The organism is Salinifilum aidingensis (genome assembly GCF_054782015.1).
In genome coordinates this window covers 24,469-48,197 of the sequence record NZ_BAAGTH010000004.1, presented here as the reverse complement: position 1 = coordinate 48,197, position 23,729 = coordinate 24,469, and the positions used below count along the sequence as shown (strand labels likewise).

Here is a 23,729-nt window from a genome sequence, read left to right as displayed (position 1 = left end):
TTCAGGTAAGACCGATCCACACGCCCTTGGTCTCGGTGTAGGCTTCGAGGGCTTGCGGGCCCATCTCGCGGCCCCACCCGCTCTGCTTGAACCCTCCCCACGGGGCGGCGGCGTCGAGCAGCGGCAACGTGTTCACGAACACCGAACCCGCGCGGATGTCCGCCGCCAGGCGGTGGGCCGTCGCGAGGTCCTGCGTCCACACCGAGGCGGCGAGCCCGTAGTCGGTGTCGTTGGCGAGTTCGGACAGCTCGGCCGGATCGTCGTAGGGGAGGACCGCCAGCACCGGACCGAACACCTCCTCGCGGGCGATCTCCGCGTCCTGGCCCAGTCCGGCGAACACCGTCGGCGGGTAGAAGAAACCTCCCCCGAACTCCCCCTCCGGCATCGTTCCGCCCGTCAGCGGTACCGCTCCGTCCGCTCGAGCGCGGTCGACGCGGTCGGCCACCTGGCGCAGGTGCTCCTGCGAAACCAGCGGCCCGAGCTGGGTCCGCTCGTCCAAGCCGGGACCGATCTCGAGTGCTGCGGCGGCGCTCGCGATCTTGTCGGCGAATTCGTCGTGTCGCCGCCGGTCGACGTAGAAGCGGGTGTAGGCGGCGCAGACCTGACCCGAGTTGAGCAGAGCCCCCTGCAGGTTGCCCGCCACCGCGCGGTCGACGTCGGCGTCGGCGGCGATCACCGAGGGGGCCTTGCCGCCCAGTTCGAGGGTCACGCGCTTGAGGTCGTCGGCCGAGGTGCGCACGATCTGCTTGCCGACCTCGGTGGAGCCGGTGAACGACACCTTGGCCACGCCGGGGTGCCGCACCAGTGCCCGGCCGGCTTCCTCCCCGCCCGTGAGCAGGTTGAGGACCCCGGCGGGGACTCCGGCCTGCCGGCACAGCTCCACCAGGCGGATCGTGGTCAGCGGCGTGTGCTCGGCCGGTTTCACGATGGCGGTGTTCCCGCACGCCAGGGCGGGCGCGATCTTCCACGCGGCGATCATGAGCGGGAAGTTCCACGGGGTGATCAGGGCGCACACCCCGAGCGGTTCGCGCCGCGTGTAGTGCAGGGTGTCGGGCACCGAGACCGGAGTCGTGCTGCCCTCGATCTTCGTGCACCACCCGGCGAAGTACCGGAAGTGCTCGGCCGCCATCGGCACGCTCACCGTCGAGGACACGCCGAGCGGTTGCCCTTGATCCCGTGTTTCCAGCCGTGCCAGCTCGTCGGCGTGCTCGTCGACGAGCTCGCCCACTCGCCACAGCACCCGCGCCCGCTGGGCCGCCGGCATCCCCCGCCACGCACCGTCCTCGAAGGCCTTGCGCGCCGCTGCCACGGCGAGGTCCACATCGGTTTCCGCGGCTTCGGCGACCACCCCCAGCACCTCGCCGCTGGCCGGATCGACCGTCTTGCGCTCACCCCCGCCGGCTGCCGGCTCCCACTGGCCCCCGACGAACAGCTGCCCTCGAGTCTCCACGCTCCGCTCCCTCCCGCATCAGTCCGTGCTGCTCAAGGATCCGCGCACGACGAGCTCCCGTCTTGCGCAGAGGCGTCCGCTCGTTGTCCGCACGTGCACGCAGTTCGGGGTGACGGCCGCCGGACAGCACCCTTGCACAAGCGATCCGCATCACGGATCGTGTGCACGATCCCGCGGAGTGCACTCCTCCCGAGACCAACGGAGGTGCGTTGTGATCGGTGCCGGACAGGCCAGTCCCGCCAGCGACGTCACGACCTCGGTCGCCACGGACTTCAGCGCCTTCCGCGAGGCCGTGTCGGCTTCGTTCGTACCGCTGCAGGTCACCACCGGCAGCACCGAGTCGTTCCGCGGTCGCTTGCGCTCCCGCGACATCGACAGCCTGCACGTCTCGGAAGTCGCAGCCACGCCGCACGTGGTCGAACGCACCCCGGAGCTCATCGCCCGGTCGGACCGGCACTACTACAAGCTCAGCCTGCTGCTGTCCGGAAGCGGCCTGCTCGTCCAGGACGACCGCGAGGCGCGGTTGCAACCGGGAGATATCGCCATCTACGACACCCAACGGCCCTACTCGCTGGTCTTCGGCGAGGACTTCCGCACGCTGGTCCTCATGTTCGGCAAGAACCTCGTCGACATCCCGCCGGGGATGCTCAGCCAGCTGACGGCCGTGCGCATGTCCGGCGAGAACGGCGTCGGCAGCATGATCGCGCCGTTCCTGGCCCGGCTGGTCGACAACCTCGAGGAGCTCGACGGTGGCACCGGAGCGCGGGTCGCGCACCACACGCTGGGCCTGATCACCACCCTGTACGCGCGCGAGCTCGATCCCGGGCACGCCGCGGAGCACCCCCGCCACGGGCTGATGCGCCGGGTCCGCGCCTACATCGACGCCCACCTGGCCTCACCCGACCTCGGTCCGGCCCGGATCGCCGCGGCCCACTACGTCTCGACCCGGCACCTGCACAACGTCTTCAAGGAGCACGGCACGACCGTGGCCGGCTGGATCCGGGAGCGCAGGCTCCACCGCTGCCGGCGAGAGCTGTGCGATCCCGTGCACGCCGACCGACCGGTCGCCGCGATCGCGGCCAGGTGGGGGTTCCCCGATGCCGCGCACTTCAGCCGCGTGTTCAAGGCCGAGTTCGGACATCCACCGAGCCAGGCGCGCGCACGTGCCGGCGAGCCCTGACGCCCGACGATCCCGGCGGTTCAAGCGAGGTTGAACCGCTGCAGGCCTTCGCCCACCACCGCGGGTCCGTCGTAGCCCCGCTGGGCCCACTCGCCCCACTCGTCCACGTCGAGCTCGGTCGAGCCGACCTCCGCGATGTGCGAGAGGACGAGCTCCCCCGCGCCGCCCGCTGCGCCACTGCTCCGACCTCTTCGACCCGGACGTGGGACTGCAGCATGTGCTCGAGTTCCGCTCGCGACACGCTCCGGTCGTGGATGCCGATGGCCTCGTGCAACTTCCGCGTCATGGCGGCCGTTCCCGGCGCGGGATCGTCCGGACTGACCGCAGGCGCTGCGCCACCACCGAACTTCGGGGGCAACTCGCCGGCCGGGCCGGGACCGTGGACCGTGATCGGCCCGGAAAGCGTGTCCCCCGAGGTGTTCGGAACGTGCCCGCCGCCCAGGAAGAAGTTGTAGTAATCGCTGACGTGGTCAGCGTGCAGATGGGTGAGGAAGATCGAGTTCAGCGATCGCAGCGACAGGCCTGCCCTGGCGAACTGGCTCGTGGCTGATCGCCCGCAGTCGACGAGGTAGGTCGCGCCGTCCACGACGAGGGCCGAGGAGATGCCCGCCCGGGCCTGTTCGATCGGCGGACCCGCCTGCGTGCCCAGCAGCACGAGCTCCAGCTCCGAGCGCGCGCCCTGCACGCCGGCATCGGAAACGGCACTCGTGCTCGCCGGCTCCGCCGGCCCGCGGCCCGGCGAGCACGCAGAGAGCCCAGCCGTCACGGCGATCCCTCCCGCGCCGCCCAGCACCGCACGCCGGCTGAGCGCCGCCGACACAGGACCGGAAGGCGCGTTCTCGGAATCAGCGGGTACAGCGCACGGCACGCACATCTCTACCTCCTGTCCGTTCTGGGAACCCGGGTCCGCGGTCGGCGCACAGCTGGCTCGGGCACCGGAGCGCGGAGGCCATCGTGCCCGGTTCCAGTCGAACTCCGGGCTCTTCGTGCACTGCCGGCACAGGTTCGCGCGCTCACGGACAAGCCCCGGGTGCCTTTCGGGCTCGATACTCACCGGCACCACGCGAACCCTCCCGCTCCGGAGAAGCGCGATGCGCCCTACGGATCAGCAGTGCTCCCGGGACGGTGGCACGGACCCGGCCAGGAACGTGCTCGGTGTTCCCGGCATCGTCTCCCTCGTGCTCGCCGCGGTAGCACCCCTGACCGGAATGGTCGTGATCGCGGGGATCGGCATCGCGGTCGGTGACGGCGGCGGGATGCCGGCGGCGTTCATCGCCGCGACCGCGGTGCTGCTGCTGTTCGCGGTCGGCGACGCCCAGATGTCGAAGACGATGAGCAACGCGGGAGGGTTCTACGCCTTCGTGGTCGAGGGACTCGGCAGGCCACCAGGACTTGTGGCCGGTTTCGCCGCGATGCTCGGGTACAACTGCTTCGTCGCGGGCGCGATCGGCACCAGCGGATTCTTCACCACCACTGCGGTCAACGACGTCTTCGGGGGCGGACCTGCCCTGGATCGTGTGGAGCCTCGTCTCCGTCTTCATCGCGCTCGTCCTGAGCAGACGCGGAATCGGGTTCAGCGCGACCGTGCTCGGCGTGTGCCTCGTGCTCGAACTTCGGCCTCGACGAGACCGGGGCACTCCCTGTGCAGTTCACCTTCGGAGCGTACGGGCGCCTGCTCAGCAGCACGGTGCACCCGCACGACGTCGACCCGGCTCACTAGCACGATCCCCCCGCCCCGCGACGAACGGAGCACAGCCGTGCACGCCGACCTGCTCATCACCAACGCTGTTGTGCACACGGCGGAAGGTTCGCTGCCCTGGGCGAGCGACATCGCCGTGGCCGACGGCAGGATCCTCGCCGTCGGGACGCGCTCGGACGTCGACGACTACCGCGGACGGCGCACAGCGGTGCGCGACATGCGCGGTGCGTTCGTGATGCCCGGCATCGTCGACGTGCACAACCACCACTCCCTCGCGGGCAGGTCCGAGCTGTTCGAGCTGCGGCTGCCCGAGGGCGCGAGCGTCACGGACCTCCTCCGCGCCGTGCGATCCCACGCCGCGGGGCTCGACGAGCACGAGTGGATCGTCGGCGGCAGCTGGGCCTCGACGCTCGTCGAGCAGCTGTGCCACGCCTCGGCGCGGCGCGCCCTCGACGAGGCCGCGGGCGGGCGGCCGGTGACGCTCACGGACGACAGCAAGCACAACCGGTGGGTCAGCACCGCTGCCCTCGAACTCGCCGGTATCACCGCCACGACCAGCGACCCGGAGCACGGCCGGATCGTGCGCGATCCCGTCACGGGCGAGCCCACCGGAGTCCTGCTGGAGGCGGCGGGAACCGCGGTGGAGCGCGCGATGCGCGCCGGTGGGGGACTGAGTCCCGAACAGCACCGGCGGTCCTGCGCCGCGGGCATCGCCACGCTCCACCGCTGCGGTGTGACCGCGTTCCAGGACGCGGGGGTGTCAGTGGACATCATGCGCGCCCTGGCCGAACTGGACCGCGCGGGCCGGCTGTCGGCGTGGGTGGTCAGCTCGATGCTGGCGAACGACCCGGTCTTCGGTTTCGACCCGATCGGTGCGGAACTGCTCGACCGGGCCGAGCAGTTCCGCACCGAGCACCACCGTCCCGACTTCGTCAAGGTCTTCCTCGACGGGGTGCCGCCGACCCGCACGGCGGCGTTCCTCGAGCCGTACCTCCCCGACGACGTGCACGGCTGCTGCTTCCGCGGGAGCACGACCGTTCCCGTCGACGAGCTCGCCCCCGTCCTGCTGGACGCGGCACGCCGGGGCCTGTCCGCGAAGGTGCACTGCACGGGCGATGCCGCGGTGCGCGCGGTGCTCGACGCCGCCGAGCAGGTGCGCGCGCACGGCCGCACCGAGCCGGTGATCCAGGTCGCGCACGGCCAGTTCGTCCACCCCTCCGACCTCCCGCGCTTCGCCGAGCTCGGCGTCGCGGCGGACATCTCCCCGTTCCTCTGGACCCCGGGCGTCATCCCCTCCGCGATCGCCGAGGTGCTCCCCGCCGAGCGGGCGGGCCGGATGCAGCCGAACCGCGCGCTGGTCGACTCGGGAGCGCTGGTCGCCGGTGGAACCGACTGGCCGGTCAGCCCCTCCCCGAACGCGTGGGAAGGCATCCAGGGGCTCGTCACGCGCCGCGATCCGACCGGGCAGCACCCGGGCGCCCTCTGGCCGGAGCAGGCGCTCACCCTCGCCGAGGCCGTCGCCGTGTTCACCATCAACGGGGCGCGCGCGATGGGCCTGGGCGCCGTGACCGGCTCACTGGTTCCCGGGAAGTCCGCCGACTTCGTCGTCCTCGACCGCAACCCCTTCGCGGTCGCCACCGACTCCCTGATCGACACCACCGTGCTGGAGACGTGGTTCGCGGGAGACCGGGTGCACCGGCGCTGCTGACCTCAGCACCCCCGCCACCGCGGGGCCCGCTTCTCGGCGAACGCGCGCGGCCCCTCGGCCGCGTCCCACGAGGTGAGCACCGCTGCGTAGGCCGGCAGCTCGCCGCTGCGCATCAAGCGGAAACCCGCTTCGACGTCGGTGGTGGCGGTGGCCCGCGTGATCTCCTTGACGGCCGCCGTCGCCAGCGGCGCTCCGGAAGCGATCTGCTCGGCCAGCTCGTGCGCCCGCTGCAGCAGTTCAGACCCCGGGACGACGCGGTTGACCAGTCCCCAGTGGTGCGCTTCCGCGGCCGCCATCCCGCGCCCGGTCAGCAGCATCTCGTTGGCCACGGCTCGCGGCAGGATTTTCGGCAGCCGCAGCACCCCGCCGGAGTCGGCCACCACGCCGATCGTGACCTCCGGCAACGCGAACTCGGCGTGGTCGGCCGCGACGATCAGGTCGGCTGCCAGCGCCAGCTCGAAACCACCGCCCACCGCCGTCCCGTTGACCGCCGCGACCACCGGTTTGTCCAGTTCGAACAGTTCGGTCAACCCGGCGAACCCGCCCGGCCCGTGGTCGGCGTCGATCGCCTCGCCCTCCGCGGCTGCCTTGAGGTCCCACCCCGCGGAGAAGAACCGCGTGCCCCCGCCCGTGAGAACCGCGACCCGCAGCTCCTCGTCGCGCCGGAACCGGTCGAACGCCTCGTACAGGGCGTTGCTCGTGGTCACGTCGATCGCGTTCGCCTTCGGCCGGTCGAGGGTGATCGTGAGCACCCCGCCAGTGGCCTCGAGTCGTACCGCTTCAGCCATCGTCCTTCTCCGCATCGTCGTCATCGCGCCGGATGAGCACGTCCGCCGCGACCGCACCGCGGCCGCGGGGCAGCGCCAGCAGCGGGTTCACGTCCAGCTCCACCAGGCCGGGGCTGTCGCGGCAGTACTGCGCGATCGCGGTGATCGCGTCGACGACGGCCGGCACGTCGGCCGCCGGTCCGCGGAACCCGGCCAGCAGCGGCCAGATCCGCAGTCCGCGCAGCGCCGCTTCGACTTCCGCGCGCCCGGTGGGCAGCAGCAGCGTGGCCGCGTCGCGGATCAGCTCCACCAGCATTCCGCCGGCACCGATCGTCAGCGCCGCGCCGAACCGGTGATCCCGCCGCACGCCGACGATCAGCTCCGCGACCGCGCCGTCGACCACCCGCTCCACGAGGAACTCGTCGGCGAGGCCCGACATGGCAGCCACGGCCCGTTCGACCTCCCCGCGGTCGGAGAGGCCCACCCGGACCCCGCCGACATCGCTCTTGTGCACCAGGTCGGCCGCGCTGGCCTTCACCACGACGGGAAAGCCCAATCCCGCCGCTGCCGTCGCGGCCTGGTCCGGCCGGACGAGCTGACCTCCGGGCACCTCCAGGCCGTGCTCGGCCAGCACGCTCTTGCCCGTGTGCTCGTCCACGGTGGACGCGGTGCCGCCGGGGAGGACGTTCGCGCGTCCGTCCAGCGCGGTGTTGGACTGCGCCGACTCCTGGGCCGCACCGATGTCCGCGGCCGCGCGCACCGCCGCCAGGCAGTCCTGCAGGCCGTGCATCGGTGCGATCCCGCCGTGCACCAGGGTTTCGCAGATCGGCTCCGGGAGGTTTTCGGGGAGGTTGCTGACCACGCACGACACCGCGGAGGTCTTCCGCCGCGCCGCCAGGAAGGCTTCCGCGGTGGTCGACCAGTGCGCGGGATCGCAGCGATCACCCCGCGGGACGTCGAGCACCAGCAGGTGGCAGTCCATCCCCGCGCCGAGGAACTCCGCGAAGCAGTCCGTCTGCGCCTGCAGGTCGCCCCAGACGTAGGTGTGGTAGTCGAGCGGGTTGGCCACCGCCACCCGCTCCCCGAGCACGTCCTGCAGCCGCTGCGCGGTCGGGGTCGGGAACTCCGGCGCGGTCAGCCCCCAGCGCTCGGCGAGGTCGGCCACGAGCGAGGCCTCACCGCCGGAACAGCTCGCCGAGGCGATGCGGCGCCCCGGAAGGGCCCCGTGCACGTGCAGGAACTTGAGGGTCTCCAAGAACGCGGGCACCTCGTGGACCCGGGCCATGCCGAAACGGCGGAACAGCGCGTCGCACAGCTCGTCGTCACCGGCCAGCGAGCTCGTGTGGCTGAGGTTGAGCTGCGCACCGAGCTCGGAGGCCCCCGACTTGAGCACCGCGATCGGCACGCGCTGCCGCAGGGCCCGCAGCGCCGCCCGGGACAGTCCCGGCACGTCGTCGACGCCTTCCAGGTGCAGGCCGATCGCGGTGATGCGGGGGTCGTCGAGCATGCCCTCGACGAGCTCGGCCACACCGGCACCGGCCCCGTTGCCGACCGTGATCAGCTGGGCCAGCGGCAGACCGCGGTGCTGCATCGTCATGTTCTGGCCGATGTTGCCGCTCTGGGTGATGATCCCGACGCCCCGCTGCACGGGCCGGCCACCCTGCTGGTCCGGCCACAGCGCCACACCGTCCAGGTAGTTCAGCACGCCGATGCAGTTCGGGCCGATCAACGGCATCTCACCCGCCGCCGCGACGAGGGCCCGTTGCAGCTCGGCGCCGCGCGGTCCGTGCTCGGCGAAACCCGAGGCGTGGCAGACCACCCCGCCCGCGCCGCGCTCGGAGAGCTCACCGACCACCGGGGGCGCGTTCTCCCCGGGGACTGCCACCAGCGCCGCGTCGGGGCCGGCCGGGAGCTCGCCCACGCTCGAATAGCACGGCAGTCCCCCGATGCTGCTCCGGTGCTGGTTCACCGGCCAGATCTCGCCGGAGAAACCGACCTCCCGGCACTGCCGCACGGCCTCCGCGGCGGCGTCCCCGCCGATCATCGCGATGTGCCGGGGTGCCATCAGCCGGCGCCGGTCGTCACTCGTCGCCATCACCGGTCAGGCCCCCAGCGGACGCAGCAGCGAACGGGAGATGATGTGCCGTTGGATCTCGCTGGTGCCGTCCCAGATCCGCTCGACGCGCGCGTCGCGCCAGAAGCGCTCGATGGGCAGTTCACTCATCAGTCCCGCTCCACCGAAGACTTGCACCGCCCGGTCGGTCAGGCGGGCCAGCGCCTCGGAGGCGAACAGCTTCGCCATCGCCGCGTCGCGGTCGGTCATCTCCCCGCGGTCGAGCTTCGCGGCCGCCTGCAGCGCGAGCAGGTCCGCGGCCTCGAGTTCCGTGGCCATGTCGGCCAGCTGGAACCCGACTCCCTGGAACCGGCCGACGGGCTGGCCGAACTGGGAGCGTTCGGCCGCCCAGTTCGTGGCCATGTCCAGCACGCGACGACCGCGGCCGACGCAGGTCGCCGCGACGCTGAGCCGGCTGGCTCCGAGCCACTCGCCCATCAGCTCGAAACCGCTGCCCTCGGCTCCCAGGCGCTGCGCAGCCGGGATGCGGCAGTCGGAGAACGACAGCTCGCACTGGTGGTACCCGCGGTGCGAGACGCAGTCCGACCCGCGCGTGACGGTCAGTCCCGGCGCATCGAGGTCGACCAGGAAGGCCGTGATCGCGTTCCGCGGCCCGCGCGGTCCCTCCTCCGTGCCGGTGACGGCGAACAGGATCACGAAGTCGGCCACGTCGGCGTGGCTGATGAAGTGCTTGGTGCCGTTGAGGACGTAGTCGTCCCCGTCGCGCAGCGCTCGGGTGGTCATGGACCGCACGTCGGATCCCGCTCCCGGCTCGGTCATGGCCAGGCAGTCGTGCCGCTCGCCCCGGATGCTCGGCAACAGGTACCGCTCGCGCTGCTCGCCCTCGCAGGCCTGCAGGATGTTGCTCGGGCGGGCCACCAGCATCTGCAGTCCGAAGCTCGCCCGGCCCAGCTCGCGTTCCACCAGGACCGCGCTGACCGCGTCCAGCCCGCCGCCACCGAGCTCGGCCGGCATGTTGGCCGCGTAGAGACCGGCCTGCAGCGCCTTGCCGCGGATGTGCGCGGCGAGGCCGTCCGGCACCTCGTCCAGCCGTTCGACCTCGTCCTCGTGCGGCAGCAGCTCGGCCTCCACGAAGCCGCGGACGGTGTCGACGACCATGCGCTGCTCGTCGCTGAGCTCGTAGTCCACGTTCGCTCCTCGGTTCGCTCGGCGGTCAGCGGCGGATGCCCATCGGGCGGCCGATGACCTCGGGGCGGGGAAGCACCGCGTGCGCGCGCTGGATCGCGTCCAGGCGGTGCCGCAGGTGCTCGGGCATCTCGCACGACCTGCCCTGCTCGCTGTCGACGTGCACGAGCAGCTGCTCGGCGGTGGCCAGCAGGTCGCCGGTCCCGCCGTGGCGCATCTCGTGGAAGATGTGCACCCGCTTGACGTCGTGGTCGAGCACCCGCAGGTTCACCGCGAGCGGTTCCCCCTCGGCGACCTCGCGCTTGTTGTGGATGTGCGACTCCACTGTGTACAGCGAGCGCCCGCTCTCCCGGTACTGCTCGCCGATACCGATGTAGCGGAAGAAGGCGTCGCTGTTGTCGCCGAAGACGAGCAGGTAGCTCGACTCGCTCATGTGCCCGTTGTAATCGACCCACTCGGGGCGCACCGGGGTGCTGTGGAGCTGCAGCGGTGCGGGGACCTCCGCAGCACCGTCCCACTCGCGGCTGCCGCTTCCCTCGTACGGCGTAACGACCCGGTCCACTGTCCTCCCACCCATGTCATTTCACATCGTGCGTTCCATGTTCGCATCCTGCAACATAGGGCTGCCGACGACGTGAGTCAAGACCGCTCGTCCGAGCGGACTAGGCTGGGAACGATGAACGCAGACATCGCCCCCAGCTCCGATGACCAGGACCAGCACCGGTCCTCGTCGACCGGGCGGGTGCAGTCGCTCGACCGCGCCGTAGCGCTGCTCAACGCGGTGTCCGCCGCCCCGCACGGACTCTCGGCGGCCGAGCTGGCCGCTCGCTGCGAGCTCAACCGGGCGACGGCCTGGCGCCTGCTGGCCACGCTGGAGCACCACGGCATGGTCGACCGGGATCCGGCGACCAACCGCTACTCCGTCGGTTTCGCGGTCACCCGCATGGCCACGAACGCGAGCGTGACCGGTCTCGTGCGCCGGTCCCACGGGATCCTCGAACAGCTGTCCCGCGACACCGGCGAGACCGCCAACCTCGCCGTGGCGCAGCGGTTCGGCCTGACCTACGTGGACGAGGTCACGCCGCCGGTGGTGCTCAGTGCGCGCTGGCTGGGACGGCAGACCCCGATCCACGCGACCTCGGCGGGCAAGGCGTTCCTCGCGTGGCTGCCCGAGGAGGAGGTCGACTCGATCCTGGCCGCCCCCCTGCCCGAGTACACCGGGACGACCCGCACGGACGCGTCCGCGCTGCGCACCGAACTCGCCGAGATCCGCGAGCAGGGCTACAGCGCCAGCGTCGGCGAACTCGAACCGCACCTGTACGGCGTGTCCGCGCCCGTCTTCGACGCTTCCCGGCGCCCGTTCGCCATCGTCAGCGTGTGGGGGCCGAAGGACCGCGTCCCGGAGAGCAGGTTCGGCGAACTGGGCCTCCTGGCACGCCGAGCGGCTCAGCAGGTCGCCGCCACGCTGGAATAGCGCCGGGACCCGCGCACGTCGAGCGCTCTCCGCACCCCGCAGACACGCGGCCCCGCCCCGGAAGCCCGGGGCGGGGCCGCGGAGACGGCGGCGATCGCGCCTCGCGCGCGGATCAGACGTAGTCCTTGTACTTGTCGAGGTACCGCACCGGTTCGCGCAGCGCGTCGCGGCGGAACGGGTCGCCCAGCTCGCGCGTGCACATGACCTCGAGGACGGTGGTCCTGCCCTCGCTCATCTGCTTGTCGACGGCCTTGCGCAGGGCCGGACCGACGTCGTCGAGCTTGTCGACCACGACGCCCTCGGCCCCCATGGCCCGCCCGATCGCGGCGAAGCTCTCGTTCTCCAGCTCCTCGGCCACGAACCGGCGGTCGTAGAAGTCCACCTGGTTCTTCTTCTCCGCACCCCACTGGCGGTTGTGGAACACCACCGCCGTGACGGGGATGTCGTGGCGCACGCAGGTCATGATCTCGCCCATGCTCATCCCCCACGCGCCGTCCCCGGCGTAGGCGATCGCCGGCCGGTCCGGGGCCGCGGCCTTGGCGCCGATGATCGTCGGCAGCGCATAGCCGCAGTTGCCGAAGCTCATCGGTGCGAAGAAGCTGCGCGGCTTCTCGAACCGGAGGTAGCTGTTGGCCACCGAGTTGATGTTGCCGATGTCGGTGGAGACCATCACGTCCTCGGGCATGGCCCGCTCCAGCTCGCGCAGCACCTGCCGCGGGTGCAGCCAGTTGCCCCGCTCGCCCTCCTGCTCGGCGATCACGTCCAGGCTGTACTGATCGGTCTCGTGGGTCCACTCGTCCAGCTCGGCCTCCCAGGCGTCCTTCTCCGCCTGCATCGCATCGGCGCGCTGCTCGCGGGTGGCGTCGCAGGTCAACGACTTCCCGGACAGCCGCTCGGTCAACGCCTCGGCGGTGGCCCGGGCGTCACCGCAGATCCCGACCGCGATCTTCTTGACCAGGCCGAGCATCTTGTGGTCGGCGTCGACCTGGATGATCTTGGCGTTGGTCGGCCAGTAGTCGAGACCGTGCTGCGGCAGGGTCCCGAAGGGACCGAGGCGAGTGCCCAGGGCGAGCACGACGTCCGCCCGGGAGAGCAACTTCATCGCGGCCTTCGAGCCCTGGTACCCCAGCGGGCCGCACCACTGCGGGTGGCTGGCGGGGAACGAGTCGTTGTGCAGGTAGCTGTTCACCACGGGGGCGCCGAGGCGCTCGGCGAGGGCCTCGCACTCCGCCACGCCGTCGGCCATCACGACGCCCCCGCCGGAGATGATCACGGGGAACTCGGCTTCGGCCAGCAGCTCCACCGCCTCCGACAGGGACTGCTCCCCGCCCGGACCGCGGTCGAGCCTGCGCGGCCGCGGGATCTCGGTGCTGATCTCGCCGTAGAAGTAGTCGCGCGGGATGTTGAGCTGCGTCGGCCCGATCTCGGAGAGCGCGCGCTCGAAGCACCGCCCGGTGTACTCGGCCATCCGGGCCGGGTTGTTCACGTGGCCCTGGTACTTCGTGAACTCCTGGAACATCGGCAGCTGGTTGGCCTCCTGGAAGCCGCCCAGGCCGGTGCCCATGGTCCCCGCCTCGGGGGTCACGATGACGACGGGGCTGTGGGCCCAGTACGCCGCGGCCATCGCTGTGACGCAGTTGCTGATGCCGGGCCCGTTCTGCCCGATCACCACGCCGTGGCGGCCGCTGACCCGGGCGTAGCCGTCCGCCATGTGGCCGGCGCCCTGCTCGTGCACCACCGGCACCAGGCGGATGCCGGCGGGGGCGAAGATGTCCATCGCGTCCATGAACGCCGACCCCATGATGCCGAAGATGTCGGTGACGCCGTTGGCGACCAGCGTCTCCACGAACGCCTCGGAGGGGGTCATCTCCTGCTGGCCGACCACGACCTCTCGGTTCGCCCCGGCAGTGCTGTCAGTCATCGGATTCCTCTCTCACCGGAAGCACGGAACAGATATCGAGTACGAATAATCGGTACGCACAGTTCCTGAAACTGGACTCAAAGGTAAGGCGCAGCCACACCCGAGTCAACGGATGTACCGAAGACCGGTACTTGGCATCCTGATTTCCGGTACCTGTAACCTGGCGACACGATGGAACCAGTTCGTGAGATCGAGATCGCCGCCGAGCTCGGCGGCGAGACACCGGCGATGCGGCTGTTCGCGCTGCTGGAGCTGATCGCCGCCAAGGACGAGTTCGTCTCGCTGCAGGGACTCGTCGAGGAGACCGACGTGCCCAAGCCGACCCTGCACCGCATGCTGCAGCAGCTCGAGAGCGGCGGCCTGCTGGTCCGCCAGGCCGACGGTCGCCACTACGCCGCGGGAAGCCGCCTGCGCCGGCTGGCCCAGAACCTGCTGCTCAACTCCACCCAGCACGGCGCGCGGCACGCGGTGCTGCGCGAGCTGGTGGAGGAAATCGGCGAGAGCTGCAACATCACCGCCCTGACCGGCGACGAGGTCGTCTACCTCGACCGCGTCGAGACGCCCGAACCGCTGCGGTTCTACCTGCGCCCCGGCTCCCGCGTGCCGGTGCACGCCTCGGCCAGCGGCAAGGTGATCCTGTCCCAGCTGACCCCGGCGCAGCGGCGCAAACTCCTGGCCCACGCGCCGCTGAAGCAGTACACCCCGAAGACCGCGACCGATCTCGACGCCCTGGAGGACGAGCTCGAACGCGTCCGCGCGAACGGCTACGCCATCGACGACGAGGAGTTCCTGCCCGGCCTGGTCTGCGCAGCCGTCCTCGTCCCGGCAGGGACCGGTCGCTCCAACCTGTGCGTGGCCGTCCAGGCACCGATCATGCGCCTGGGCGTCGAGCAGGCACCGCAGCTGGTCCCCGCTCTGCAGCGCGCCGCCGAGGCGCTGGGACGCATCGAGTCGGAGGGCGCGTCCGCCTCCGCCGACTGACCCCGCAGCAGCGAAACCCCTGATCCCGAACGCCGGACCGCGCGCGGGGCGCACCGCTGCGGCGGATCGCCCGCGGCGGGGCCCTCCCCGATCCGCGCCGCGGCCCCGGCGAGCCCTCCCGCCGCAGGCGGGTGCTGGCCACGACCCAGGCGGGAGCGGGCCGCGGCCCCGGCGAGCAGACCGCGGTCCGGCTCCCCCACCAGCGCTGCAGGACTCTGGGTCGCTCACTTTCCCGGCAACTGGACCTCCGCCGCCGGACCCGTCGTCCCTACTATGACCCGCGACACAACGCGCAGACCGGGTCCGGCACCATCGCGGCGGCCGCACGCATCCGCAGAACCCCGCAGGGGACTCCCACCGACGCGACCCGCCCGCGGCCTCGCGTCGCGATGTCACCGCCGAACGCAGCCGACCGGTCCCGTGGCAGCGGGCGCCCTCCGCGCTGCTCGACGCCCCGTCATCCCGGTGCGACAGCCAGAAGGAGTTCCAGACGTGGAAGAACGAGCACAGCTTTCGAAAACGCTGAAACCGCAATGGGTTTGGGCCATCGCGCTGGGATCGGCGGTCGGCTGGGGAAGCTTCGTCCTGCCGGCCGACTGGATCGCCACCGCCGGCCCCCTCGGCACCGTCCTGGGCCTGCTCATCGGCAGCGCGCTGATGATCGTGATCGCGGTGAGCTACGGGTTCCTGATCCGGAAGATCCCCGTCTCCGGCGGTGAGTTCGCCTACACCTACCTGGGCCTCGGGCGCACCCACGCGTACGTGTGCGGGTGGTTCCTGGCGCTGGGCTACTTCTCCATCGTCGCGCTGAACGCCTCGGCCCTCGGGGTGCTCGCGAAGTTCACCGCGCCCTGGCTCGTCGAGTGGGGGCGCATGTACGAGGTCGCGGGCTGGGAGGTCCACTTCGGCGAGGTGCTGATCACCAGCCTGGCGCTCGTCGCCTTCGCCGTGCTCAACGTGCGCGGTTCCACCGTCTCGGGCCGGTTGCAGTTCGCCTTCGTGCTCGCCATGATCGCCGGGGCCGTGCTGGTGACCATCGGGGTTCTCGCGCATCCCGCCACCGCGCCGAGCAACCTCCTGCCCGCGTTCACCCCGGAGACCCCGCCGTGGTCGGCCGTGCTCGCGATCGTCGCGATCGCTCCGTGGGCCTACGTCGGTTTCGACAACGTCCCGCAAGCCGCCGAGGAGTTCAACTTCGCCCCGGGCAAGGCCTTCCGGCTGATCGTGCTCGCCCTGGTCTCGGCGGCGCTGTTCTACTCGATGATGGTCGTGGCCACCGCCGCGGCCGTGCCCTGGCAGAGCCTCCTCGCCGCAGAACCGACCTGGGGCACGGGAAGCGCCGTCGCCACCCTGTTCGGCGGCCTCGGCACCCTCGTCCTCGCCGCGGCTCTGTGCGCCGGGATCTTCACCGGACTCAACGGCTTCTACGTCGCCGCGAGCCGCCTGATGTTCTCCATGGGCAGGGCGCGCATCCTGCCGCGCCTCTTCGGCCGGGTGCACCCGAGGTTCGGCACGCCCGCGGCGGGCATCATCTTCGCGAGCCTGATCTGCCTGATCACCCCGTGGTTCGGCCGGGAGGCGCTGCTGTGGATCGTGGACATGTCCGCCATCGGAGTCGCGATCGCCTACACGTACACGTGCCTGGTCGCCTACCGGCTGTTCCGCTGGAGCACCGCTGGGACCGCCTCCCCCCGGGATCCCGTCACCCCGACGGTCGCACCGGTGAAGAAGTCCCTGAGCCTGCTCGGCGCCCTGTTCGGCGGCACCTTCATCGGGCTCCTCCTCGTCCCCGCCTCGCCCGCGGCGCTGAGCACGCCGTCCTGGATCGCCCTGCTCGCCTGGTCCGCCCTGGGCGCCACCTTCTACTCCGTGCGGGCGCGGAGGATCCGCGAAATCCCGGCCCGGGACCTGGACTACCTGATCCTCGACATGCCCCACCCCGCGGAGGACGGGCCCGAGGTTCCGCAAGCGCGCACCGGCCGCGAGGAGGCGCGGCGACCGACGACGGGGGCCGCTGCCGCCGACGCGCACCCGTCGCCCCCGCAGACCTGACGGCGCTGCGCAGCGCGGGCCGGATGAGCGGAACCGGGCCGGCAGCGGCGACTGCCGGCCCGGTTCCGCTGCGCCGTTCGGCCCCGGGCCGGTCGAGCAGGGGAACCGGTCGAGCGCGAGGGGTCTGTCCGCGCTCGCGCCGGAGCTGGTGCGGTCCCGCGGTGGGAGCACCAGCTCCGGCCTGGCCAGCTGGAGCCCGGCCTGGTCAGCGGAGCGCCTGCACCGCGCTGACCAGGGCGAGAACCTCGATGTCCGCCGCGCTGCACCCGCGGGAGAGGTCGTTCAGCGGTGCCCGCAACCCCTGCAGGATCGGCCCCAGGGCCACTGCGCCGCCGAACCGTTCGGTGATCTTGTAGCCGATGTTCCCCGCACCCAGGTTCGGGAACACGAGGACGTTCGCGCGTCCCGCGACCTCCGATCCGGGCGCCTTGTGGGAGCTGACGGCCTCGACCACCGCGGCGTCGAACTGCAGCTCCCCGTCGACGCGGATCTCCGGGAGGCGCCGGCGCACCAGCTGCGTCGCGGAGCGGACCCTGCTGACCACCTCGTGCTCGGCACTGCCCAGCGTGCTGAACGAGAGCATGGCCACCAGCGGTTCCGCACCGGTGAGCGCCTCGTGCGTCGCCGACGCGGCGGTGGCGATGTCGGCGAGCTGCCGCTCGTCCGGATCCGGCAGGACCGCGCAGTCGGCGAAGGTCAGCGCGCGGCCGTCCGGCAGCACCATGAGGAAGGAACTGCTCAACGTGGTCACGTGCTCCTGCAGGCCGACCACGCGGAGGCCGGCGCGCAGCACGTCCGAGGTCGAGCGCGAAGCTCCTGCCACACCGCAGTCCACGATCCCGGCCTGCAGCGCCGCCGCGGTCAGCGCCACCGGGTCGGCCGCGGCCGAGCGGCGTTCCTCCGGGGACCGCCCGGCGAAGGCCGCGTCCAGCGCCCGCACCACGGCCGGATCCCGCGCGAGGTCATCCGGCTCGCAGACCACGCCCGCGGGCACCGCGCCTCCGGCGACCCGTTCGACCTCCTCCCTGCGCCCCACGAGGCGGGGAACCAGCAAGCCCTCCTCGTGCAGGTCGATCGCGGCTCGCACGGCGCGCGGATCCGCACCGTCGGCCAGGGCGACGCGCACGCCCCGCCCCGCCACCCGTTCGCGCCACCGCACCACGGGACCGGAGTCGACCGCTCCGGACCCGCTTGTCCCGTGCACCTGTTCGGACCTGATCGCGCCGCGCATCGCGGAACGCTCCCTCCTCGTCGAAGCGGACGTCCGACGGCAACCTCCCGCGGTGCGGCGCACCGGAGCACCGGCCTCCCCGCCGGGACCCGTCACCGAGTCCCGGCGTCCCGGTGGGGCTCGGTCGACCCCCGCGGTCCCGGTCCGCCCGTCCGGAGTGGACTGCGGAGCACGTGCGAGCGCGGCAGGAGCGGCGGGTCGCCGGGCGCAGGAGAGCGCCGAGGGGAACACCGCGCCCCTGGGACGAGTCCGCGGCTGATCCGGCCGCGAGCACGACCCCGCCGCCGAGCACCGTCGCCTCGGCGAGCAGGGATCGCAGTTCGTCGGTGGAGGTGCGCGTCGGAACGCACTGGACCTCGATGAGACCTCGGTTCGCGCACCGCGGGTAGGTCCAGACGGCATCCTCCATCCGGGACCAGGTGCTCAGCCCGTCCTCTTCGAACTCCCGTCGAGGAGTTCACCGGCGACGTCCCCCAGCACCCGCAGGCCTTCGTCGATCCGGCGCAGCGGAACAGCGGGGAAACCGATGCGGAAGTGGTTGCGCCCGCGTTCGGGGTCCATGAAGAAGATGTCCCCCGGCTCGACGAGAACCCCGCGCTGCTCGGCCCTTTCGACGAGCCGCCTGCAGTCGAGCTCGGGAGGACCCGTCATCCACAGGCTCACGCCTCCCGGTGGGAACACCGCCTCCTCCCACGGCAGGTGCCGCCTGACCCCCTCGCACACCGCTTCCCACTTGCGCATCAGCCTGGTGCGGTAGCGGCGCAGCGACCGCAGGTACTCCCCGGTCTCGATCAGCAGCGCCAGCGCCCGCTGCAGCTGGCCCGCCGGGTGCCGGCAGACGTAGCGGCGCACCTGCCGCAGCTCCGCGATCAGCGGCGCCGGCCCCACCAGGTATCCCAGGCGCAGTCCGGGGGACAGGAACTTCGAGAACGTGCCCAGGTACACCGCATCACCGGTGCGGTCGAGCGCCTTCAGCGCCGGTGTCGGACGCCCCTGGTAGCGGAACTCGCTGTCGTAGTCGTCCTCCACCACGACCGTGCCGCTCTCCCCGGCGCGCTGCAGCAGCTCGTGCCGGCGGCCGATGCTCAACGTCACGTTGGTCGGGTGCTGGTGGCTCGGCGTCAGGTACAGCAGATCCGTGCCCCGCAGCGAGGCCGGGGTCTGCATCCCGGCCTGGTCGACGTCCCGTCCGCGCACCGCGGCACCGCTGCGGAGGAAGATGTGCCGGGCGTCCAGGTATCCGGGGTCCTCGATGTCCACCCGTTGCCCCGGCCCCAGCAGCACGCGGCTCAGCAGGTCCAGGCCCTGCTGGGAACCGACCGTGACCAGCACCTCCTCCGGAGCCGCCTCGATGCCCCGGGAGGGCAGCAGGTGCCTGCGGATCATGTCCACCAGCTTCGGGTCGTCGGAGGCGACGCTGTCCTGCAGGCTGTGGTAGATGTGCGGGTGGAACAGGGAATCGCGCAAGCAGCGGGCCCACGACCGCGCCGGGAACGCGCTCACGTCGACCTGCCCCGCGAGGAAGGGGTAGGGGTAGCGGGGCCAGTCCGCGCGCTTCTCGATGTGCGGCACCTCGGCGTCGGGTGCACGGCGGATCCGGCGGGACCAGTCGATGCGGGGGGTCGTGTCGTGCTCCTGGGCGGTGCAGTGCGGCCGCATCTCCGAGTTGACGAACAACCCGCGCCGCTCCTGGCTGTCCACGAAGCCCTCGGCGATCAACTCCTGGTAGGCGAGGTTGATCGTGTTGCGCGACACGTCCAACTGCTCGGAGAGCTCCCGCGAACTCGGCAGGCGGTGCACGGGGTCGAAGGTGCCCACCGCGATCCCGTGCTCGATCGCCCGCCGCACCTGCTGGTACAGCGGTTCGTCGGACGTTCGGTCGATTTCGATCAACATTCTCGGCATGGTTCCTCCCGCACGTTCTCGGGCACGCACCGAGTGGGTGGCACAGTAGCTTCACCGCAGCGCTGCCACCACCCCTCGGCGCCCTCCTCCCGGCGGTCAGCCGAGGAGCCGCTCCGCGGAGGCGCACTCCAGCCCGAGCGCCTCGGCCACACCGGGGTTCGTCACGTGCCCGGCCACCGTGTTGACACCACCGGCCAGCTCTCCCCTGGCCGCCACCGCACCGCGCAGCCCCCGGTCCGCGATCTCCAGCACGTAGGGCAGCGTGACGTTGGTGAGGGCGTGCGTCGAGGTGTTCGGCACCGATCCCGGCATGTTCGCCACGCAGTAGAACACCGAGTCGTGCACCCGGAAGGTGGGGTCCTCGTGGGTGGTGGGGCGGGAGTCCTCCATGCAACCTCCCTGGTCCACCGAGATGTCCACGATCACGCTGCCCGGCTTCATGCGCGCGACCATCTCGTTGGTGACCAGCTTCGGCGCCTTCGCCCCGGGCACGAGCACCGCCCCGATCACCAGGTCGGCCTCGGCGACGGCCCGCTGGATCTCGTAGCTGTTCGAGGTCGTGGTGCGGATCCGCCCCTGGTACATCCGGTCCGCGGCGCGCAGCTTGTCCACGTCCTTGTCGAGCAGCTCCACGTCCGACCAGGCTCCGGCGGCCACCGCGACCGCGTTCATCCCCGCCACGCCGGCACCGAGCACCGCCACCCGGCCGGGGTGCACACCGGAAACCCCGCCCAGCAGCGTGCCGCGCCCACCACTGGTCCGCATCAGCGACTGCGCACCGACGAAGGGCGCCAGTCGTCCCGCCACCTCGCTCATCGGGAAGAGCAGCGGCAGTGATCCGTCCGGGAGCTGCACGGTCTCGTAGGCGACGCCGGTGGTGCCGGAATCCAGCAGCGCGCGGGTGCACTCCTGCTCGGCGGCGAGGTGCAGGTAGGTGAACAGCACCTGGCCCCGGCGCATCCTGCCGTACTCCTCGGCGACGGGTTCCTTGACCTTGAGCACCAGCTCGGCCGTCGCCCACACGTCCTCGGCCGAGTCGAGCACCTTCGCCCCTGCGGCCGCGTAGTCGTCATCGCTGATGGACGAGCCCGCACCGGCCGCGCGTTCGACGACGACCTCGTGCCCGCGGGACGTGAGCTCGTGGACGCCCGCCGGCGTGGCGGCCACCCGGAATTCCTGGTTCTTCAGCTCCCGAGGAACACCGATCTTCATCTTCCGCTCCCATCTGCCCTGGTCGATCAGCCACCCCATCAGCGGGGTGGCTCGACGATGAGGTGACGACTGGTTCCACGAGAAGCACCAGAAGCGGACTCGCGGAGGGGTCCAGCCACCGCGGCATCTGGCCCCGCCGAGCGCTCCGCCACTGGCTCTCCCCGGAGGGCGCGCAGCTTCGGCATCGTCGAAGTCGGCGGCCGCCCGGGGACGGACCCCGGTGCCGGCCGCACCCCGCACGAGTGCTGAAGGAGGAAGCGTGGACACCGCAGAGCTCAAGGACAAGGCGCGTCGCCACCTCGGCCCCCACTTCACCCGCGGCGACCAGTGGCGCAACGGGGGCATGCCCGTGTTCGTGCGCGGCGAGGGATGCCACCTGTTCGACGGCGACGGACGGCGCTTCCTCGACGGGCTGTCCGGTCTTTTCTGCGTCAACCTGGGGCACAGCCGCGGCGACATCGTCTCCGCGGCCGCCAAGCAGATGGACCTGCTGCCCTACTCGACCAACTGGGGATCGGCGCACCCGCCCGCCGTGGAGACCGCCTCGCTGATCGCCGAACTGGCCCCCGGGGACCTGACCACGACGTTCTTCGTCAACTCAGGTTCCGAAGCGGTCGAGAGCGCGCTGAAATTCGTGCGCCAATACCACCGCAACCGCGGACAGCCGAACCGGACCAAGATCATAGGTCGCGAAATGGCTTACCACGGAACAACTCTGGGGGCGCTGTCGGTCACCGGAATCCCCAAGATCCGGCAGTCCTTCGAACCCCTGCTGGACGGTGTTCGGCACGTGCCGAACACCCTGGGACTGCTGGGGGATTGCGGTCCCGCCGCGCAGCTCGAGTGCATCAGGCGGATCGAGCAAGTGATCGCCGAGGAAGGCCCGGAGAGCATCGCTGCGATCTTCGCCGAACCGGTGCAGAACGGGCGGGGCGCGCTCGTCCCGCCGGAGGGGTACTGGCAGGAGCTCCGCCGCATCTGCGACGAGCACGGCATCCTGCTGGTCTCCGACGAGGTCATCTGCTCGTTCGGACGGCTCGGCTCGTGGTTCGGCAGCGCGCGCTACGGCGTCACGCCCGACCTCGTCACCTTCGCGAAGGGATCCACCGCCGGCTACGCCCCGCTCGGCGGGGTGATCGCTCGCGAGCCCCTGGTCGAGCAGCTCTTCGACGCGGGAGACCGCGGCGGTTTCACCCACGGCGCGACGTGGGGCGGGCATCCGATGGCCACGGCCGTCGCAGCCGCCACCATCAACGCCATGCGCGAGGAATCCGTTCTGGCCAATGTGGAATCACGGGGGCCGGTGCTGCGCGAGGGGTTGGACTCCCTGCAGCAGGCGCACCGGTGCGTCAAGGACGTCCGCGGCACCGGCTACTTCTACGCGATCGAGCTGATGGCCGACCGCGGAACGGGACGCGAACTCACCGACGAGCAGTCCCGCCGAGTGCTGCGGGAGGTCCTGCCGCAGGCGTTCCACCGCACGGGCGTGATCCTGCGAGGTGACGACCGCGGCGCCACCATGCTCATGGTCTCGCCGCCGCTGATCGCCGAGGGCGACGTGCTGGACGAGCTGCTGTCCGGCATCGACGGGATGCTCACCGACGTCGAGAGCGCGATTCCCGCCTGACCGCCCGCCCCTCCAAGAACGTGCGAATCCCTCGACGAGAAAGGCCATGATGACCGGAGGAACAGCGATGTCGTGGGACAAGAGCAGCGACGTGACCGTGCACCAGCAGGAACCGTTCAACGCGGAGCCCTCGCAGGCCGTGCTGGCGCAGTCGCCGCTGACCAGCGCCGGGGAATTCTACGTGCGCAACCACGGCCCGGTGCCCGAGCCGGATCCGAACTCGTGGCGGCTCGCGGTCGACGGGCTCGTGGAGAGGCCCTTGGAGCTGTCGCTGCGGGAGCTGCAACGCGATTTCACCCACCACCAGGTGGTGGCCACCTTGCAGTGCGCCGGCAACCGGCGCTCCGGCCTGATGAAGATCGGTGACATCCCCGGGCACCCCTGGGGGCGGGGCGCGACCTCCAACGCGACCTGGACCGGTGCGCGCCTGGCCGATGTGCTGCGCGCCGCCGGTTTCTCCGGCGAAGCCGGCCACGTCGCGTTCGAGGCCCCCGACGTCGCCCCCGAGGCCGTGCCACCGCAGCGCTTCGGCGCTTCCGTCCCGCTCTCCAAGGCCACCGGCGAGGAAGTGCTGCTGGCCTGGGAGATGAACGGGCAGCCCCTCTCCGCTGTCCACGGAGCACCGGTCCGCGTCGTCGTCCCCGGCTACATCGGCGCCCGGAGCGTCAAGTGGGTCGACCGCATCACCGTTCGGGAACGCCCTTCGGAGAACTTCTTCCAGGCCACCGCGTACCGGTTGTTGCCGCCAGGTGTCGATCCCGACACCGCCCCGCCCGGTGAGGGGCTGGCCCTGGGACCGCTCGCCGTCAACTCGGCCGTTCTGACCCCCGAGGACGGGGCCGCAGTCACCGCCGGTCCCACCACCGTCAAGGGGTATGCAGTGGCCGGTGACGGCCGCGGGATCGCCCGCGTGGACGTCTCCGCCGACGGCGGCCGGAACTGGCACCGGGCCGAGCTCGACTCCCCGTCCAGCCCGTGGTCGTGGTGCCACTGGCACGTCACCCTCGACCTGGCACCCGGCGAGGTGGAGATCACCGCGCGGGCCTGGGACACCGCGGGAACCGTGCAACCGGAGCACGAGTCCTCGCTCTGGAACCCCAAGGGCTACTTCAACACCGCCTGGGACCGCATCGGGCTCACCGTCGCGACCGCGTGACCGACGTCCCGAACGGCGCGGACGTGCCGGGAGGGATGCGGGTGGCCCGTCCGCGCTGCGGGGCGGACGGGCCACCGGGTCGGGGAGGGCCGCAGGGGCGGGCGTGC

Annotated in this window: 17 protein-coding genes and 1 pseudogene; 8 read left to right on the top strand and 10 right to left on the bottom strand. The window is 71.5% G+C overall.

Features of this window, described 5'->3' with window-relative positions:
- Position 1: 1 nt before the first annotated feature.
- The gene (locus tag ACYVJE_RS07225; RefSeq protein WP_461143832.1) at positions 2-1,450 is read right to left on the bottom strand and encodes an aldehyde dehydrogenase family protein; all 1,449 of its coding nucleotides are present in this window, start codon (positions 1,448-1,450) and stop codon (positions 2-4) included.
- A gap of 211 nt (positions 1,451-1,661) precedes the next feature.
- Here ACYVJE_RS07225 and ACYVJE_RS07220 point away from each other — a divergent pair, with 211 nt between their 5' ends.
- Positions 1,662-2,630: an AraC-like ligand-binding domain-containing protein gene (locus tag ACYVJE_RS07220; protein ID WP_461143831.1), complete on the top strand. Its 969-nt coding sequence runs from the start codon at positions 1,662-1,664 to the stop codon at positions 2,628-2,630.
- Here the strand turns inward: ACYVJE_RS07220 and ACYVJE_RS07215 are convergent.
- Complete coding sequence (locus ACYVJE_RS07215; protein WP_461143830.1) at positions 2,572-3,504, bottom strand: MBL fold metallo-hydrolase; 933 nt, start codon at positions 3,502-3,504, stop codon at positions 2,572-2,574. The genes ACYVJE_RS07220 and ACYVJE_RS07215 overlap by 59 nt on opposite strands.
- Positions 3,505-3,721: 217 nt before the next feature.
- On the opposite strand from ACYVJE_RS07215, the pseudogene ACYVJE_RS07210 reads away from it, so the two are divergent.
- Positions 3,722-4,244 (top strand): annotated as a pseudogene (locus tag ACYVJE_RS07210) (APC family permease); the annotation flags it as partial.
- A gap of 143 nt (positions 4,245-4,387) precedes the next feature.
- Positions 4,388-6,037, top strand: coding sequence for an amidohydrolase (locus ACYVJE_RS07205; RefSeq protein ID WP_461143829.1), 1,650 nt, complete (start codon positions 4,388-4,390; stop codon positions 6,035-6,037).
- 2 nt (positions 6,038-6,039) lie between these two features.
- Here the strand turns inward: ACYVJE_RS07205 and ACYVJE_RS07200 are convergent, their stop codons facing one another.
- Genes ACYVJE_RS07200 through ACYVJE_RS07185 form a run of 4 tightly spaced genes read right to left on the bottom strand, consistent with a single transcriptional unit; the run spans position 6,040 to position 10,640 of the window.
- Positions 6,040-6,825 (bottom strand): carnitinyl-CoA dehydratase, encoded by a 786-nt coding sequence (locus tag ACYVJE_RS07200; protein WP_461143828.1) that lies wholly within the window; start codon positions 6,823-6,825, stop codon positions 6,040-6,042.
- Positions 6,818-8,899, bottom strand: coding sequence for an acetate--CoA ligase family protein (locus ACYVJE_RS07195; RefSeq protein WP_461143827.1), 2,082 nt, complete (start codon positions 8,897-8,899; stop codon positions 6,818-6,820). The genes ACYVJE_RS07200 and ACYVJE_RS07195 overlap by 8 nt, the downstream gene beginning before the upstream one ends.
- A 6-nt stretch (positions 8,900-8,905) precedes the next feature.
- Positions 8,906-10,066: an acyl-CoA dehydrogenase family protein gene (locus tag ACYVJE_RS07190; RefSeq protein WP_461143826.1), complete on the bottom strand. Its 1,161-nt coding sequence runs from the start codon at positions 10,064-10,066 to the stop codon at positions 8,906-8,908.
- Between the two features lie 25 nt (positions 10,067-10,091).
- On the bottom strand, positions 10,092-10,640 hold the full coding sequence (locus ACYVJE_RS07185) for a thioesterase family protein (protein ID WP_461143825.1): 549 nt from the start codon (positions 10,638-10,640) through the stop codon (positions 10,092-10,094).
- 99 nt (positions 10,641-10,739) lie between these two features.
- On the opposite strand from ACYVJE_RS07185, the gene ACYVJE_RS07180 reads away from it, so the two are divergent.
- Positions 10,740-11,537, top strand: coding sequence for an IclR family transcriptional regulator (locus ACYVJE_RS07180; protein ID WP_461143824.1), 798 nt, complete (start codon positions 10,740-10,742; stop codon positions 11,535-11,537).
- Positions 11,538-11,649: 112 nt separating this feature from the next.
- Here the strand turns inward: ACYVJE_RS07180 and xsc are convergent, their stop codons facing one another.
- On the bottom strand, positions 11,650-13,458 hold the full coding sequence (gene xsc / locus ACYVJE_RS07175) for a sulfoacetaldehyde acetyltransferase (protein WP_461143823.1): 1,809 nt from the start codon (positions 13,456-13,458) through the stop codon (positions 11,650-11,652).
- A 171-nt stretch (positions 13,459-13,629) separates the two neighbouring features.
- On the opposite strand from xsc, the gene ACYVJE_RS07170 reads away from it, so the two are divergent.
- Both ACYVJE_RS07170 and ACYVJE_RS07165 read left to right on the top strand, forming a co-directional pair.
- Positions 13,630-14,439: an IclR family transcriptional regulator gene (locus ACYVJE_RS07170; RefSeq protein ID WP_459156174.1), complete on the top strand. Its 810-nt coding sequence runs from the start codon at positions 13,630-13,632 to the stop codon at positions 14,437-14,439.
- Between the two features lie 492 nt (positions 14,440-14,931).
- Positions 14,932-16,491 carry an APC family permease gene (locus tag ACYVJE_RS07165; protein WP_461143822.1) on the top strand — a complete coding sequence of 520 codons (1,560 nt, stop codon included), beginning with the start codon at positions 14,932-14,934 and terminating at the stop codon, positions 16,489-16,491.
- A 205-nt stretch (positions 16,492-16,696) separates the two neighbouring features.
- Here ACYVJE_RS07165 and ACYVJE_RS07160 read toward each other — a convergent pair whose 3' ends face one another.
- From ACYVJE_RS07160 to ald, 3 genes are all read right to left on the bottom strand, one after another.
- The gene (locus tag ACYVJE_RS07160) at positions 16,697-17,722 is read right to left on the bottom strand and encodes a phosphotransacetylase (RefSeq protein WP_461143821.1); all 1,026 of its coding nucleotides are present in this window, start codon (positions 17,720-17,722) and stop codon (positions 16,697-16,699) included.
- A gap of 423 nt (positions 17,723-18,145) precedes the next feature.
- Entirely contained in the window at positions 18,146-19,627 is a 1,482-nt protein-coding gene (gene pdxR, locus ACYVJE_RS07155) for a MocR-like pyridoxine biosynthesis transcription factor PdxR (RefSeq protein WP_461143820.1), read from the bottom strand.
- 96 nt (positions 19,628-19,723) lie between these two features.
- The gene (ald, locus tag ACYVJE_RS07150) at positions 19,724-20,839 is read right to left on the bottom strand and encodes an alanine dehydrogenase (protein WP_461143819.1); all 1,116 of its coding nucleotides are present in this window, start codon (positions 20,837-20,839) and stop codon (positions 19,724-19,726) included.
- A 259-nt stretch (positions 20,840-21,098) separates the two neighbouring features.
- Between ald and ACYVJE_RS07145 the strand changes: the two genes are divergently transcribed.
- Complete coding sequence (locus tag ACYVJE_RS07145; RefSeq protein WP_459156179.1) at positions 21,099-22,466, top strand: aspartate aminotransferase family protein; 1,368 nt, start codon at positions 21,099-21,101, stop codon at positions 22,464-22,466.
- Between the two features lie 67 nt (positions 22,467-22,533).
- Positions 22,534-23,622: a sulfite oxidase gene (locus ACYVJE_RS07140; RefSeq protein ID WP_461143818.1), complete on the top strand. Its 1,089-nt coding sequence runs from the start codon at positions 22,534-22,536 to the stop codon at positions 23,620-23,622.
- Positions 23,623-23,729: the final 107 nt, after the last annotated feature.

Excerpts from the sequence above, each read along its gene's own strand:
- ACYVJE_RS07140 (WP_461143818.1), top strand. The coding sequence starts at position 22,534 with ATGTCGTGGGACAAGAGCAGCGACGTGACCGTGCACCAGCAGGAACCG.
- ACYVJE_RS07195 (WP_461143827.1), bottom strand. The coding sequence starts at position 8,899 with ATGGCGACGAGTGACGACCGGCGCCGGCTGATGGCACCCCGGCACATC.
- ACYVJE_RS07160 (WP_461143821.1), bottom strand. The coding sequence starts at position 17,722 with ATGCGCGGCGCGATCAGGTCCGAACAGGTGCACGGGACAAGCGGGTCC.
- ald (WP_461143819.1), bottom strand. The coding sequence starts at position 20,839 with ATGAAGATCGGTGTTCCTCGGGAGCTGAAGAACCAGGAATTCCGGGTG.
- xsc (WP_461143823.1), bottom strand. The coding sequence starts at position 13,458 with ATGACTGACAGCACTGCCGGGGCGAACCGAGAGGTCGTGGTCGGCCAG.
- ACYVJE_RS07185 (WP_461143825.1), bottom strand. The coding sequence starts at position 10,640 with ATGGGTGGGAGGACAGTGGACCGGGTCGTTACGCCGTACGAGGGAAGC.
- ACYVJE_RS07215 (WP_461143830.1), bottom strand. The coding sequence starts at position 3,504 with ATGTGCGTGCCGTGCGCTGTACCCGCTGATTCCGAGAACGCGCCTTCC.
- ACYVJE_RS07170 (WP_459156174.1), top strand. The coding sequence starts at position 13,630 with ATGGAACCAGTTCGTGAGATCGAGATCGCCGCCGAGCTCGGCGGCGAG.
- ACYVJE_RS07180 (WP_461143824.1), top strand. The coding sequence starts at position 10,740 with ATGAACGCAGACATCGCCCCCAGCTCCGATGACCAGGACCAGCACCGG.
- ACYVJE_RS07200 (WP_461143828.1), bottom strand. The coding sequence starts at position 6,825 with ATGGCTGAAGCGGTACGACTCGAGGCCACTGGCGGGGTGCTCACGATC.
- pdxR (WP_461143820.1), bottom strand. The coding sequence starts at position 19,627 with ATGCCGAGAATGTTGATCGAAATCGACCGAACGTCCGACGAACCGCTG.